The sequence below is a fragment of the Streptomyces roseus genome (assembly GCF_001044425.1).
Classification (GTDB): Bacteria; Actinomycetota; Actinomycetes; order Streptomycetales; family Streptomycetaceae; genus Streptomyces; species Streptomyces roseus.
Window position 1 is genome coordinate 1 of record NZ_LFML01000121.1, and the last position, 13,674, is coordinate 13,674.

Consider the following 13,674-nt stretch of genomic DNA (forward strand, 5'->3'; position numbering starts at 1 on the left):
GGCGCCGGGGGTCAGGGGCCCGCTCGCGGCCGGGGGCGCCGCCTTCGCGTCGTCACCGGCGCCGTTGCCGAACGGCTCGACCAGCGCCACCGTCCCGCCGCCGACCGCGAACACGAGGACCACCGGCACCCCGATCCTCCACCGCCGCTCGCGCCGCACTCCCCCGGAGGTGGTGCCCGCGACCACCGGTCCCACGAGCGGCCCGGAAGCCGGTTCCCCCGACGCCCCCGTCCCCTTCCGCAGGTCGAGCGTCGCCCGGTCCACGGCCCCGGCGTCCTCTTCCGGCGCACTCTCCCGCTGCGGCATGGCCTCCGCGTCGAGCAGCCGCGCCGCCTGCCGGGCGAGGCGCGCCACCACCTTGGGCGGCAGCCAGGCCCCGGCCCGCTTCGCCGGGCGGACCCGGGCCGGATCCGCCAGCAGCTCGTCCACGCCGGGCCGCTCGTCGGCGCCCTTGACCAGACAGCGGCCGATGAACGCGCGCAGCGCCTCGTCCTCGACCTTCTCCAGTGCCGGCTCGCCCTCCACGATCTGGAACATCACGGCGTGCTGGTTGCCGGCGCCCTGCCCGAACGGCAGCTCGCCCGTGGCCGCGTACATCAGCACGCAGCCGAGCGTGAACACGTCGCTCTTCGCCCCGACGCGCTGCCCCCGCACCTGCTCGGGCGACATGAAACCGGGCGAGCCGACGGCCATGCCGGTGCTGGTGATCAGCGACTCGACGGAGGTCTCCAGGGCGCGCGAGATGCCGAAGTCGATGACGCGGACGCCCTCGACGGTCAGCATCACGTTCGACGGCTTGAGGTCGCGGTGCACGATCCCGGCCGTGTGGATGTCCCCCAGCGCCCGCAACAACCCCTCGGCGAGGGCGTGCACGGAGTCCACGGGCAGCGGCCCGTGGCGCCGTACGATCTGCTCCAGCGAGAGCCCGGGCACGTACCCCGTGGCCACCCAGGGCCGGTTGGCATCGGGGTCCGCGTCGAGGACGGGCGCGGTGTACCGCTCCCCCACCCGCCGGGCGGCGTCGATCTCGCGCCGGAAGCGGGCACGGAACTGCGAGTCCGACACGTGCTCCTCGTGCACCACCTTCACCGCGACGGTGCGCCCGCTCTCGGACCGGGCCAGGAACACCCGCCCCATGCCCCCGGCCCCGAGCCGGCCGAGCAGCAGGTACGGCCCGATCCGGGCCGGATCCTGGGCCGCGAGCGGCTTGATTCCCCCGTCGACGTTGTCGTCGTCGTCCAGCGCATGACTCATACTGCCCCGTCCCCCGTTGGTCCCGTGCGGCAGGCCCGGATGGTCGTCCGGCCCTTAGAACTCAGCACAGGGTAGGGGGATTTGGATGCAGGATGAAGGCAAGGGCGGACGGGTCAGAGACCGCGCACGAAGGCGGAGAAGGCGGCGGGGCCCACGGTGAAGACGGGCCCGTCGGGGTTCTTGGAGTCCCGGATGGCGACGAGGCAGGGCTGGGCGGCGACTTCGACGCACTCGCCTCCGGTGTCCCCGCTGTACGAGGCCTTGCGCCAGGCGAGGGGGCCGAGGGGGGCGCACTCGACGCAATCGCCGCCGGTGTCGGAACTGTACGAGGACTTACGCCACCGCGCGCTCGTCAGGTCCTGGATGGTGTCCATAACGCTCCTCCATTACGCGGGCGATCAGCGCCGCCGACTCCTCCACGGAGAGAGCGGCGGCCTGCAAATGATCGTAACGGAGCGAACCCTCCCTGAGAGCCTGCGGATTGGCCGTCATATGGCCCTGGACGAAGTCCTCCGTATAGACCAGGTCCGGGTCGTCGTCGAACCGCAGGACGTTGAACGTGCCCGGCAATCCCGCATGGGCGCCCGCCTCGAAGGGCAGGATCTGCACCTGCACCCACTCCCGCCTCCGCAGAGCCAACAAGTGAGCGAGTTGGTTCCGCATGACCTCCCGGCCGCCGATCTCCTGGTGCAGCACGGCCTCACTCATCACCACCCACATCAATGGCGGGTTCTCCCGGTCCAGGATCCGCTGCCGCTCCATCCGGGCGGCCACCTTCGCGTCGAGGTCTCCCTCGGTCCGCACCCCCAGCACCGCCCGCGCGTACTCCTGCGTCTGCAGCAGCCCGTAGACCAGCTGCGCTTGAAACGAAGAGATGTAGGCCGCCTTCGCCTCCATCTCCGCATACGCCTGGAACCACGTCGGCAGCTGACTCCTCAGCACCAGCCCCACCAGCCGCGAGAACGCCCCGTCCGTCCCCAGCGCCGCATCGACCCGCTCCGAGAACTCCCGCGTCGGCACCTTCCGGGCCGTTTCGATCTGGCCGATCAGGGAGGCCGTGCAGTACACGATGTTCCCGAGGTCGCCCTGTTTCAGCTTGGCCTCCTCCCGCAGCCGGCGGAGCTCCGAGCCGTAGTAGTCCAGCGGGGAGGCGCTGGGGTCGAGATCACGGATGTTGACCATGAGGCGGTCACCCCCAAGTACACGCCTCGCGGCGTTCGTTTCGGTCTGTAGCCGAGCGTAACCACGTCACCACAGCCTGGTGCCGTGAATCACGTAACTGAGCACTCAGCAGCCGAACTCGGCGAGAGCTACCGCATGGCCTTCACCGTCAGTGAGCACTCGGCCCGGCACATGCGGCGCGTCCTGCGCGTCTACCTGGCCAGTTGGGGCCTGACCGCGCTGACCCACGCCGCCGAGCTGGCCCTGACCGAGCTGGTCTCGAACGTCGTGCGGCACGTGCCCGGCCGGGGCTGCTCGGTGCTGATCCTGTGCGGGCCGCAGGGGCTGCGGGTCGAGGTGACGGACGGCTGTCCGGGGCCGGTCCGCCCGGCGCGCGGCGGGGGGCTCGCCGACGGCGGGCGGGGGCTGCTGCTGGTCGAGGCCGTGACCGACCGATGGGGCGTGGAGGCGACGGCCACCGGCAAGACGGTGTGGTTCGAGTGCCATGGGATCCGAACCGGTCATGTCCGGAAATCGCTCTAGATCCCTCCGCGCCAAATGACCGAATCTGGGGCGTTGACGCGGAGCCCAATTCATTCCAGGAAGGAAATGACCGTGAATTGCATCACGTATGTGGATCTCCACCGGCACGTCGCCCAGGACATACAGGCGGAATTGGAGGCCGCGGTCTCGACCCTCACTCCCGCTTCCGGGGCGGGCGCCGCCGGTAACGCCGTGAGCAGACTCCTCAGGCATCAAAAAATGCGGCATCCCCTCTCCGTGCTCCCGATGATGGTGCACGCCATCGAGACGGGGGATCCGGGGCCGGCCGCCCCGCTGGCCGCCGTGCACCTGCTCTGGTGGACCTCCGCCTGCTACCTCGACGATCTCAGCGACGGGCACGGCACGACCTCGTCCGACGTCATCAGCCAGGACGAAGCCCTGCTCGCGTCGGTGCTCAGCGGCACGGTGCTGCCGGTCCGGATCGTCCGCTCGCTCCCCGTGCCGGCCGCGCTCCAGGTCGCGCTCACGGCCGAGATCGCCACCGGCTGGGCCGTGGGCGCCGAGGGTCAGCTGACCGATATCGTCGCCGACGCCGCGCACGCCACCCGGAACTCGGTGATCGAGACCTACCGCGGGAAATCCGGCGGCCCGTACTCGATGATCACGGCGATGGCGGCATTGTTGGCGGGCGCGAGTGACGAAAGAGTCGAACTGTGGCGGGAGTTCGGTTACGTATTCGGCATTCTGTGGCAGTTGTTCAACGATCAGGAAGACATCCTGACCGGGCGCAATGAAGACCTCCGCAACGGGACGGTCACCTATCTGCTCACCTGCGCCCTCGACGACGCGGCCACACCGGCGGACCGGCAGGACATCCTGGGCCGCAGCACCGCGGCCCGCCGCTGCCCGCAGGCCCGCGCGGAGCTCGGCCGCGTCCTCCTCGCGCCGGACGTGCTCGACCGGTACGCGGCGGACCTCGACGCCTTCCGCGCCGAGGCCCACCGCCTGCTCTCCGTACTCGGCGGCGACGAGCGCCACCTGCCGGTCATGCGGCACCTCGTGGACCACTCGGCGCGGATGCTCCTGCGGGCGCGGCCCGTCCCGGCCGCGGTCGCCGTGTAGGGAGCGTCAGTCGGCGCAGTCGGCGAACACACCGGGGGCGCAGTTGGTGGGGAAGTTGCCGGCCACGGTGGTGGCCGTCAGCGAGACGGTGCTCGCGTGGTTGAAGATGCCGCCCGGGGCGCCGCCGGCGTAGTTGTCGGTCACCGAGCTGTTGCGCAGGACGAGGGAGGCGCCGGAGATGTTGGAGATGCCGCCGCCCGTGGCCCCGCTCTCGACGACCCGGTTGGCGGTGACCGTGGTGCGCTCCAGGGTCAGCGTCGACTGCCGGTTGAGGATACCGCCGCCGCCGTCGTTGTCCGAGGCCGTGTCGTTGCCCTGGACGAGGGTGTCCGTGACGGTCCCCGTCAGCAGGAACGCGGCGATGCCGCCGCCGTCGAGCCTGGCCGCGTTGTCGGTCACCCGGCTGTCGGCGAGGGTCAGGCCGCCGCGTGCGTCCAGCCCGCCGCCGGCGTCCTTGGCGGTGTTGCCGGTGATGGTGGTGTTCGAGATGTTCGCGGTACCGGAGCTGTAGACACCGCCGCCGTTGTTCGTGGAGACGTTGTGGCTCACGGTGCTGTTGCGGAGGTTGAGCGTGCCGGAGCTGATGATGCCCCCGCCGGCTCCGGAGAGCGCCGAGACGTTCCCGGTCACCGTGACGGAGTTGAGGGTGAGTTCGCCTTGGCTGGCGATGGCGCCGCCGCCCGCGCCCCCGCTCTCCGACCGGCCGCCGCGGATCGTCAGGTTCTCCAGGGTGAGCCTGCCACCGGGGGCGGCGACCTCGAAGATCCGGAACGCGGTCGCCGACTGGCGGCGGATCGTGCTGCCGTTGCCCACGACGGTGATGTCGCCGGTCACCCGCGGCAGGCCGTTGCCCGGGTTGTCGGGGGCCGTGAGGGTGTACGTGCAGCCGGGCGAGAGGAGGAGGTGCGCCGGCCCGGCGAGGCCGTTGGCCGTGGTGATGGCGCTCTTCAGGGCGGCGGCGGTGCACGGCACGAACTGCTGAGCGTGGGCCTCGGCGGCGGGCGGGGCGACCGCGGTCGCGAGGGCGGCCGCCGCGGCGGCGAGGACTCCGAGTCGGAACATGGCCGCCAAAGTACGCATATCGGATAGGCGGACCGAGGTACGTGAGGGGGACGCGCCGCAGCCGGTCCCCCTGAGGAGGGAGCCCCGCCCGCCACTCAGGCGGGCCGCGGCCCCGCCCGCCCGTACGGCCCCGCCATGGTGCACTACCAGCCGGTAGGGCACCATGGGCGCCCAGCCACCCACAGCACAGCCGGAGGAACCCCATGGCGCCCGCCACCCCCAAGCCGGAGATCCTGGCCGCCTTCGAGGCCGCCAAGGGGTTCATGCCCGTGCGCGAGGGCCTCGCCCTGTACGAGGCGGCCGCCGGGGCCGGCTCGCTCGGGCTGCCGCTCCTGGAGGTCGGCACGTACTGCGGGCGCTCCACCATCCTGCTGGCCGACGCCGCCCGCGAGGCCGGGGTGGCCGCGATCACCGTCGACCACCACCGCGGCAGCGAGGAGCAGCAGCCGGGCTGGGAGTACCACGACCCGAGTGTCGTGGACCCGGAGGTCGGGCTGATGGACACCCTGCCGACCTTCCGCCGCACCCTCCACAAGGCGGGTCTCGAAGACCGGGTCATCGCCATCGTGGGCCGCTCCCCGCAGGTCGCGGCGGCCTGGGGCGGCAAGCTCGGCTTCGTCTTCATCGACGGCGGCCACACCGACGAGCACGCCGCCGGTGACTACGAGGGCTGGGCCCCGCACGTCGCCGAGGGCGGCACGCTCGCCATCCACGACGTGTTCCCCGACCCGGCCGACGGCGGCCAGGCCCCGTACCGGATCTACCTGCGCGCCCTGGCCTCCGGCGCCTTCGAGGAGGTCTCGGTGACCGACTCCCTGCGCATCCTGCGCCGCACCGCCCCGGGCATCTGAGAACGGCCGGGGAGGGGCGGGCGGGGGCGCGGGCGCACCGGCCCCCGTGCACGGGGAAGCCGCGCACACATAACGCGCACATATAAGCGGACAAGCACACCACGCCCCCGTATGGCCCACGGTCCGCGCCGACGCCGGGCCCCCGGTCTAGCATCGCGAACGTGCGCTACGACGAGAGTCCCCCCTCCCCCGAGTCCTCCTCCTCGGTCAGCCCGGACCGGCGGTGGTTCACGCGCCGCTCCGGTCTGGCCGTCGGAGCCGCCGTACTCGCCCCGACCCTCATGGCGGGATGGGTCCTGGTCCAGCTGACCACCGGAGCGGGGGCGGACGACGCCCGCCCGCCCCGGATCGTGATGCCGGCCGCGGCCACCTCGCCCACCCCGGCCTCCTCCCCCTCCGCGGCCGCCCCCGGGGCCAAGGGCCCCCTCGCCGGCAAGACGGTCGTCATCGACCCCGGCCACAACACCGGCAACTTCAAGCACACCTCCGAGATCGACCGGAAGGTCGACATCGGCACCAACCTCAAGGAGTGCGACACCACCGGCACCACCACGAACTCCGGCTACATGGAAGCCGAGTTCAGCCTGGACGTGTCGCGCAGGCTGCGCACCGTCCTGGAGGCCAAGGGCCTCAAGGTGGTGCTCACCCACGAGGCCGGCACCGCCCGCCCCTGGGGCCCCTGCATCGACGAGCGCGCCCGCATCGGCAACGAGGCCGCCGCCGACGCCGTGGTCTCGGTCCACGCGGACGGGGTCTCCTCGGGCAACCGCGGCTACCACGTCATCCTCCCGGCCAAGGTCAAGGGCGGTGCCGCGGACACCGCCAAGATCGTCGGCCCCTCGCGGGACCTCGGCGAGCGGATCGGCTCGAACTTCGCCCGGACCACCGGCTCCGCCCCCGCCAACTACCTCGGCAGCGGCACCGGCTTGGTCGTCCGCGACGATCTGGGCGGACTCAATCTCTCGACCCGGCCCAAGGTGTTCATCGAATGCGGCAACATGCGTGACGCCAAGGACGCGGCGCTGCTGACGAGTCCTGAGTGGCGGCAGAAGGCTGCCCAGGGCATCGCGGACGGCATCGTCGGCTTCTTGGGCGGGTAATCCCCTCCAGGACAGCCTGCCGCCCCGATCCTCTCGGTCGCCGGGAACCTCCGTACCATGGTCCCGCCCGCCCCGCTCCTGCACGTGCGTGACCGCGGCACCACGAGACGACCGAGACCGAGAAGGACACCTAACACGTGAACATCCGCTCCCTCACTCGAGGCGACGGCGTGGTGATCGGAGCAGCGGTGCTGCTGTTCATCGCCTCGTTCCTCGACTTCTACTCCGCGACCGGCCTCGACCTGCCGAGCGTGTGGGACACCGACGTGTACCGTCTGGCGCTCCCCACGATCTTCCTGCTCGGCTTCATCGCGGCCGGTCTCCTCATCGCCGCCCGCTTCCAGCCCGAGACCCGCAAGCCGGCGGGCCTCCCGCTGGCCGCGTGGGGGACGGTGCTCGCGGTCGCGGCCGCCTGGTCCTCCCTCTGGTCCCTGATCACCAGCCCGAGCGGCGCCGACCTCGGCGCGGGCTGCATCATCGCCTTCCTCGCCACCCTCGCGCTGGCCGGCGTGGCCGTCGCCGGCGCGAAGATCCCCGCGCTCGCCGGCGGCCTGGTGCCCGAGCCGAAGCCCGTCGCCCCCGCCCCGTACGGGGCCCACCCCCAGCCCGGCACCGGGTACGGCTACCCGGGCGCCGGCGCCCAGCAGGGCCAGCCGTACGGGTCCACCCCGCAGCCGGTCCCGCCCTACGGCGGCACCCCGAACCCGTCGCCGTCCCCGGCTGCGGGCCCGGGTCCGCAGGACGCGGCGGCCGCTCCGGCGGCGGACTTCACCCCGTTCTGGTTCGCGGTCCCGGTGGCCCGCCCCCTCTTCCCGGAGGACGGCGCCCCCACCCCGATCGCCGAGCTCGCGCCGGGCACCTGGTACCTGGCGGTGGACCAGCGCGGCCCGGCCACGCTGATCGCGCAGACCCAGGACGGCCGCCGCGGCGTCCTCAACGACACCTCGGGCATCCAGCGCGGCTGAGCCCGCCCCGCCCGCACGGCCGACGGCCCCCCGCCCTTCCGGGTGGGGGGCCGTTGCCCTACAGTCACCTGACGCATCGTCAGGAATGGCTGGAGGGGACGACGTACATGCGCCTCGGACTCGCACTCGGCTACTGGGGCCGCGGCCCCGACAAGACCCACCTCGACCTCGCCACCGAGGCCGAGAACCTGGGCTACGACTCGGTGTGGACCGCCGAGGCCTGGGGCTCGGACGCCTTCACCCCGCTCACCTGGATCGCCGCGCACACCTCCCGGATCCGCCTCGGCACCGCCATCGCCCAGATGGCAGCCCGCACCCCCACCGCCACCGCCATGCACGCCCTCACCCTGGACCACCTCTCCGGCGGCCGGATGATGCTGGGCCTGGGCCTGTCCGGGCCCCAGGTGGTCGAGGGCTGGTACGGGCGCCCCTTTCCCGCGAGCCCGCTGACCGCCACCCGCGAGTACGTCGACGTCATCCGCCAGGTGCTGCGCCGCGAGGGGCCCGTCACGCTGGACGGCCGCTTCCACCGGCACCCGTACCGCGGCGCGGACGGCACCGGCATCGGCAAACCCCTCAAGCCGATCACCCACCCGCTGCGCGCGGACCTGCCGCTCCTGCTGGGCGCGGAGGGCCCGAAGAACATCGCCCAGACCACCCGCATCGCGGACGGCTGGCTCCCCCTCTACTGGTCGCCGACCCGCACCGACGCCTACCGGGCCTCACTGGCCGAACTCCCCGAGGGTTTCATGATCGCCCCGATGGCCCGGGCGAAGGTCTGCGACGACGTCGCCGAAGGCCTGCTCCCGGTCAAGGCGATGCTCGGCTTCTACATCGGCGGGATGGCCCACGCCGCCCGCAACTTCCACGCGGACCTGATGGCGCGGATGGGCTACGAGGAGGAGGCCCGCCGCATCCAGGAGCTGTTCCTCGCCGGGCGCAGGGAGGAGGCGGTGCTCGCCGTCCCGGACGCCTTCGCCGACGAGATCTCGCTGATCGGCCCGCGCGAGCGCATCGCCGAACGCCTCGACCTGTGGCGCAAGGGCCCGGTCACCGACCTCCTCCTGACGGCCCCGGACCCCCACACCCTGCGCGTACTGGCGGAGCTCAACAACTGATCTCATGTGACAGCCACCGTCCCAAAGTACGTACGGGCGACCATCACGCCGTAGGGGCGTCCGCGTCCGCTTCGGAGCGGGGGACGGCTTCCAGCAGTTCGCGCAGGTCCAGCGGCATGACGGCGATCTCGATGCTCCCGCCGGAGCCTCCGGCGCCGTACGCGCAGGCCACGATCCGCGAGCCGGGGTTGATGGCCATGGCCTCCTTCACGGAGGGCGCCCGTACGCCGGTCGCGCGCCCGGCGGGCAGCGGTACGGGCTCACCGCGCCGGGGCACCCAGCGCGTCCCGTCCGGGCCCGTGAGCACGCGGCCCGACCGCCAGCGGCCGGCGCCGGCGGGGTGGCGCGCCATGCAGGGGATCCCGTCCGGTGTCAGGGCGGCGAGCCGCTCGCGCCGCTTGTGCCGGAGAAATTCGATCATCCGTCCATTGAAACAGGCCGACGGGACGGCCGGGCGACGCTGCCCGGCCGTCCCGCGACGTACGAGGGGCGAGGGCTAGCCGCCGCTCAGCTGGGACAGGCTCGGGACCTTCTCGGTCACCGGGGCGCCGGCGCCCGCGCCCGCACCCTTGACCCCGTTGATGACGTTCTGGAGGGAGGTCACGTCGGCATCGCTCGCATCGCCCTTGCGCAGCTTGGAGCCGAGCCCCTTGAGGGACTCGATGCTCGCCGTCAGCGGGGCCACCGCCTTCGACAGCAGCGGGTCGCCCTTGGCGTTGTCCGCCGCGGCCTTGAGCCGGTTGTACGCGAAGGCGCCCGCCAGGCCCGCCTTCACGAGGGCGAAGGTGCGGCCCTTGGCGCCCTTCTTGAACTTGCCCTCGCGGTACGGCTTGATGATCCACTGGTAGGTGGCGCCGGCCGCGAGCCCCGCGTTGGCGACGAAGCGCGTCTTCGCGAACTTCTGCTTCTCCGCGGTGGTACTGGGCGCGGGCGAGGCCGCGGCCGCCGCCTCGTCGGCGGTCTCCTGCCAGCCGGCCGCCTGCGCGGTCAACGCCTGCACGGCGAGAGCTTCGTCGGTCGCCTCCTGCTGCGCGGCCATGGACAGGGCCACGCCCGCGCGCGCGGGCTCACCACCGCCGGATCCACGGGCGGAGCCGCCGCCGCAGGCGGTGGCGCCCGCGAGCAGCGCGCCGGACACGAACAGGGCCGTGACGGCGCGGCGGAACCGGGTGCTGGTGGATATGGACTCGCTGGGTTTCGACACGGTGGACCTCCGGGGAGTGAGGTGTCTCCCGCAGCGTCACCCGGGCCCCAGTGCTGCGCCACTTGGATGACCCGTTCGGGTTTGGTTCACCCTTACGGGGCAAGACGAGCTGCATGCGCACACACACCGGAGTACACGCCCGAGGAGGCGTTCAAGCCGGCCGGGTCGTCGCCGCGGTGGCGGACGTGATGGCCTTCACGATCGGCTTGTGGGTCCTGCTCTATTTCCTCGACGCCAACCGGGGCAACGGCCTCGTGGAGTTCATCCACGACGCCGCCACCTGGCTGGCCGGATGGTCCTACGACCTGTTCACCTTCGATCGCGAGTGGGTCCAGGTCGTCGTCGGCTACGGCATCGCGGCCGTGGCCTACCTCGTCATCGGCCACCTCATCGCGGGCCGGCTCTACCGCCGCTGACCGCGAGTTCGGGTGAGGGCGGGCCTCCGTCCGCGGCGGCCCGCCCTCATCTCCGCGCTCGGCCCTCTGCGCTCGGCCCTGAGCACTCGGCTCCCGCTGCGCGGCTCTCCGCGCTCAGCCCCGCCCACAGCAGTCCGGCTCCAGTCCCGACGGCAGCTCCAGCCCCCCGAACACCGCCCCGGTGGCCTCGTCGCCGCCCAGCGCCGCCACGGCGAGCAGCAGCGACCCGGCCGTCCAGGTCGTCTGCTCGACCGGCCACACGGCCCCGTCCTCGAAGACGTAACCCGTCCAGTACATGCCGTTGTCCGCGCGCAGGTGCGTGATCGAGCGCAGGATCTCCAGCGCCCGGTCCGACTCTCCCATCGCCCACAGGGCCAGCGCGAGCTCGCAGGACTCCCCGCCCGTCACCCACGGGTTCGGCAGGACGCAGCGCACGCCGAGCCCGGGCACCACGAACTCCTCCCAGCGCTCCTCGATCCGCGCCTTCGCCCGCGCACCGCAGAGCGCGCCGCCCAGCACCGGGTAGTACCAGTCCATCGAGTACCGGGACTTGTCCAGGAACCGCTCCGGGTGGAGCCGGATCGCGTGCCCGAGGGACCCCGCCGCCAGCTCCCAGTCGGGCTGCGGCTCCTCGCGGTGCTCGGCGATCGCCAGCGCGCAGCGCAGCGCCTGGTGGATCGAGGAGGAGCCGGTGAGCAGCGCGTCCGTGACGGCAGTGCCGTCGGCCTCGCGCTTCCAGCCGATCTCCCCGCCCGGCTGCTGGAGTCCGAGGACGAACTCGGTCGCCGCGTAGACCGCCGGCCACATGCGGTCCAGGAACGGGTCGTCGCCGGTGGCCAGGTAGTGGTGCCAGACGCCGACGGCTATGTACGCGACGAAGTTGGACTCCCGGCTCGCGTCCTGCGGCTCGGCCGTGTCCACCCCGTCCGGCCGGTCAGCGTACGCCGCGTACCAGGAGCCGTCGGCGTTCTGGTGCCGGGCCAGCCAGTCGTACGCCCGCTCCGCGGCCTCGTGCTCGCCGGCGGCGTCGAGGGCCATCGCGGCCTCGGTGTGGTCCCACGGGTCCAGGTGGTGGCCCCGGAACCACGGGATGGCCCCGTCGGAGCGCTGGGCGGCCAGGATCCCGGCGACCGTCGCGGCGGCCTCCTCGGCGGTCAGCACCCCGTCCAGCACGAGGCGTTCGGTACGCCCGGGCGAGCTCACTTCGCCGCGCCGACAGGAAGGTGCGGCTTCGTCGCGTACGCCACGAAGCTCTTGCCGATGACCGGGTTGAGCGCCTGCTCCGCGAGGCGCGTGGCCAGCGGCTTCTTCATGATGTCCCAGACCAGGAGCTTGTGGTACGCCTTCACCGGCAGCGCCTTGTCGTTGTCGACGCCGAACGCGCACTTGAGCCACCAGTACGGGGAGTGCAGCCCGTGGGCGTGGTGGGTGCCGTACGGCTCGAGGCCGGCGGCCTCCATCTTCCCGAGCAGCTCGTCCGCCTTGTAGATGCGGATGTGCCCGCCCTCGACCTCGTGGTACGCGTCGCTCAGCGCCCAGCAGATCTTCTCCGGGCCGTAGCGCGGGACGGTGATGGCGATGCGGCCGCCGGGCTTGAGGACGCGGACCATCTCGGCGAGCACGCCCTTGTCGTCGGGGATGTGCTCCATCACCTCGGAGATGATGACGACGTCGAAGGAATCGTCGGGAAACGGCAGGGCCAGCGCGTCGCCCTCCATGGCGGTGGCGGTGGCGCCGGCCGGGGCCTCACCGGCCTCCTTCATGGCGGCGAACCACTTGGCGACCTCGCGGATCTCCTCGCCGTTGCGGTCGACTGCGACCACCTGGGCACCGCGCCGGTAGCACTCGAAGGCATGCCGGCCGGCGCCGCAGCCCAGATCGAGCACACGGTCGCCTGCGGCGAGCGGGAACCGGGAGAAATCGACGGTCAGCACGGGGTCCTGCCTTCGCGGTCGCGGGGGTGTACGGGGGTGGTGGTGTGGAAGAGGCGGAAGGTCACCGCGCGCGGCGGCTGCGTGCTGCCTGCTCGATGGCGGCGCGGTAGTGCGCTGCGGTCCCCTCGGCGGCTCTGGCCCACGTGAACCGGGCCAGCACCCGCTCCCGTCCGGCAGCGCCGAGGCGGGTCCGCAGCCGGGCGTCGCCCAGCAGCCGGCCCAGCGCGGCCGCCAACGCGTCCGCGTCACCGGGCGGCACCGCGAGGCAGGTCTCGCCGTCGGGGCCCGTGACCTCGGGGATCGCGCCGCCGGTGGTGGCCACCAGCGGGGTACCGGTGGCCATCGCCTCGGCGGCGGGCAGCGAGAAGCCCTCGTACAGGGAGGGCACGCAGGCGATCTGCGCGCTGCGCACCAGGTCGACGAGCTCGGCGTCGGTGATGCCCTTGACGAAGCGGACCGCGTCCTGAAGCCCGTACGTTTCGATCGCACGGGCGACCGGGCCCTGCTCGGCGCGCTTGCCGACGACGACGAGGTGGGCCTCGGGCTGCTCGGTGCGCAGCTTCGCGAGCGCCTCGACGAGGTGGACGAGGCCCTTGAGCGGGACGTCGGCGCTGGAGGTGGTGACGATCCGCCCCGGTACCTCGGCGACGGACGCGTCGGGCGACCACAAGTCGGTGTCGGCGCCGATGTGGACGACGTGGATCCGCTCGTCGCGCACGCCCAGGTGCTCGGCGATCTCCTGCTTGGAGGAACCGGAGACGGTCAGCACGGAGGGCAGCCGGCGGGCGACGCGCCCCTGCATGCGGGTGAAGCCGTACCAGCGCCGCACGGAGGCCCGCCGGCGGCGGCTCTTGGCGGCGGCCAGGTCCAGCTCGCGGTCGACGGTGATGGGGTGGTGGATGGTGGTGACGAGCGGGGCGCCGAGGTCGGCGAGGAGGCCGTAGCCGAGCGTCTGGTTGTCGTGGATGACGTCGAACTCGCCC

Annotated in this window: 16 protein-coding genes; 7 read left to right on the forward strand and 9 right to left on the reverse strand. The window is 72.6% G+C overall.

Annotated elements, in window-relative coordinates:
- The 3 genes from ACS04_RS26495 to ACS04_RS26505 form a co-directional block, all read right to left on the reverse strand.
- On the reverse strand, positions 1-1,254 hold a 1,254-nt coding region (locus ACS04_RS26495), incomplete at its 3' end, for a serine/threonine-protein kinase (RefSeq protein ID WP_048479305.1).
- A 113-nt stretch (positions 1,255-1,367) separates the two neighbouring features.
- A complete protein-coding gene (locus ACS04_RS26500) occupies positions 1,368-1,628 on the reverse strand; it encodes a DUF397 domain-containing protein (protein WP_048479306.1) in 261 nt (86 codons plus the stop codon).
- Positions 1,588-2,436: a helix-turn-helix domain-containing protein gene (locus ACS04_RS26505; RefSeq protein ID WP_048479307.1), complete on the reverse strand. Its 849-nt coding sequence runs from the start codon at positions 2,434-2,436 to the stop codon at positions 1,588-1,590. Before ACS04_RS26505 ends, ACS04_RS26500 begins: the two co-directional genes overlap by 41 nt.
- Positions 2,437-2,520: 84 nt before the next feature.
- Between ACS04_RS26505 and ACS04_RS26510 the strand changes: the two genes are divergently transcribed.
- Positions 2,521-2,958, forward strand: coding sequence for an ATP-binding protein (locus ACS04_RS26510; protein WP_398023520.1), 438 nt, complete (start codon positions 2,521-2,523; stop codon positions 2,956-2,958).
- A 219-nt stretch (positions 2,959-3,177) separates the two neighbouring features.
- Complete coding sequence (locus tag ACS04_RS26515; protein WP_245236557.1) at positions 3,178-4,041, forward strand: polyprenyl synthetase family protein; 864 nt, start codon at positions 3,178-3,180, stop codon at positions 4,039-4,041.
- 6 nt (positions 4,042-4,047) lie between these two features.
- Here ACS04_RS26515 and ACS04_RS26520 read toward each other — a convergent pair whose 3' ends face one another.
- Positions 4,048-5,103, reverse strand: a complete 1,056-nt coding sequence (locus ACS04_RS26520) for a right-handed parallel beta-helix repeat-containing protein (protein WP_053080952.1) — start codon at positions 5,101-5,103, stop codon at positions 4,048-4,050.
- A 203-nt stretch (positions 5,104-5,306) separates the two neighbouring features.
- Here ACS04_RS26520 and ACS04_RS26525 point away from each other — a divergent pair, with 203 nt between their 5' ends.
- The 4 genes from ACS04_RS26525 to ACS04_RS26540 all read left to right on the forward strand — a co-directional run bounded on the left by ACS04_RS26525 (position 5,307) and on the right by ACS04_RS26540 (position 9,137).
- Positions 5,307-5,954, forward strand: coding sequence for a class I SAM-dependent methyltransferase (locus ACS04_RS26525; RefSeq protein WP_048479310.1), 648 nt, complete (start codon positions 5,307-5,309; stop codon positions 5,952-5,954).
- A 152-nt stretch (positions 5,955-6,106) separates the two neighbouring features.
- Complete coding sequence (locus ACS04_RS26530; RefSeq protein WP_398023569.1) at positions 6,107-7,054, forward strand: N-acetylmuramoyl-L-alanine amidase; 948 nt, start codon at positions 6,107-6,109, stop codon at positions 7,052-7,054.
- A 137-nt stretch (positions 7,055-7,191) separates the two neighbouring features.
- A complete protein-coding gene (locus ACS04_RS26535) occupies positions 7,192-8,019 on the forward strand; it encodes a DUF5336 domain-containing protein (protein WP_048479312.1) in 828 nt (275 codons plus the stop codon).
- Between the two features lie 107 nt (positions 8,020-8,126).
- A complete protein-coding gene (locus tag ACS04_RS26540) occupies positions 8,127-9,137 on the forward strand; it encodes an LLM class F420-dependent oxidoreductase (RefSeq protein WP_048479313.1) in 1,011 nt (336 codons plus the stop codon).
- 43 nt (positions 9,138-9,180) lie between these two features.
- Here ACS04_RS26540 and ACS04_RS26545 read toward each other — a convergent pair whose 3' ends face one another.
- Together ACS04_RS26545 and ACS04_RS26550 are read right to left on the reverse strand one after the other, a co-directional pair.
- Complete coding sequence (locus tag ACS04_RS26545; protein ID WP_048479314.1) at positions 9,181-9,558, reverse strand: hypothetical protein; 378 nt, start codon at positions 9,556-9,558, stop codon at positions 9,181-9,183.
- 75 nt (positions 9,559-9,633) lie between these two features.
- A complete protein-coding gene (locus ACS04_RS26550) occupies positions 9,634-10,320 on the reverse strand; it encodes a hypothetical protein (RefSeq protein ID WP_048479320.1) in 687 nt (228 codons plus the stop codon).
- 134 nt (positions 10,321-10,454) lie between these two features.
- Here ACS04_RS26550 and ACS04_RS26555 point away from each other — a divergent pair, with 134 nt between their 5' ends.
- Positions 10,455-10,757, forward strand: a complete 303-nt coding sequence (locus ACS04_RS26555) for a hypothetical protein (protein ID WP_063839309.1) — start codon at positions 10,455-10,457, stop codon at positions 10,755-10,757.
- Positions 10,758-10,871: 114 nt separating this feature from the next.
- Here the strand turns inward: ACS04_RS26555 and ACS04_RS26560 are convergent, their stop codons facing one another.
- From ACS04_RS26560 to ACS04_RS26570, 3 genes are all read right to left on the reverse strand, one after another.
- On the reverse strand, positions 10,872-11,960 hold the full coding sequence (locus ACS04_RS26560; protein WP_048479316.1) for a prenyltransferase/squalene oxidase repeat-containing protein: 1,089 nt from the start codon (positions 11,958-11,960) through the stop codon (positions 10,872-10,874).
- Positions 11,957-12,691: a class I SAM-dependent methyltransferase gene (locus ACS04_RS26565; RefSeq protein ID WP_048479317.1), complete on the reverse strand. Its 735-nt coding sequence runs from the start codon at positions 12,689-12,691 to the stop codon at positions 11,957-11,959. The genes ACS04_RS26560 and ACS04_RS26565 overlap by 4 nt, the downstream gene beginning before the upstream one ends.
- A 61-nt stretch (positions 12,692-12,752) precedes the next feature.
- Positions 12,753-13,674, reverse strand: a 922-nt coding sequence (locus ACS04_RS26570) for a glycosyltransferase family 4 protein (RefSeq protein ID WP_048479318.1), incomplete at its 5' end; no start/stop codon positions are given.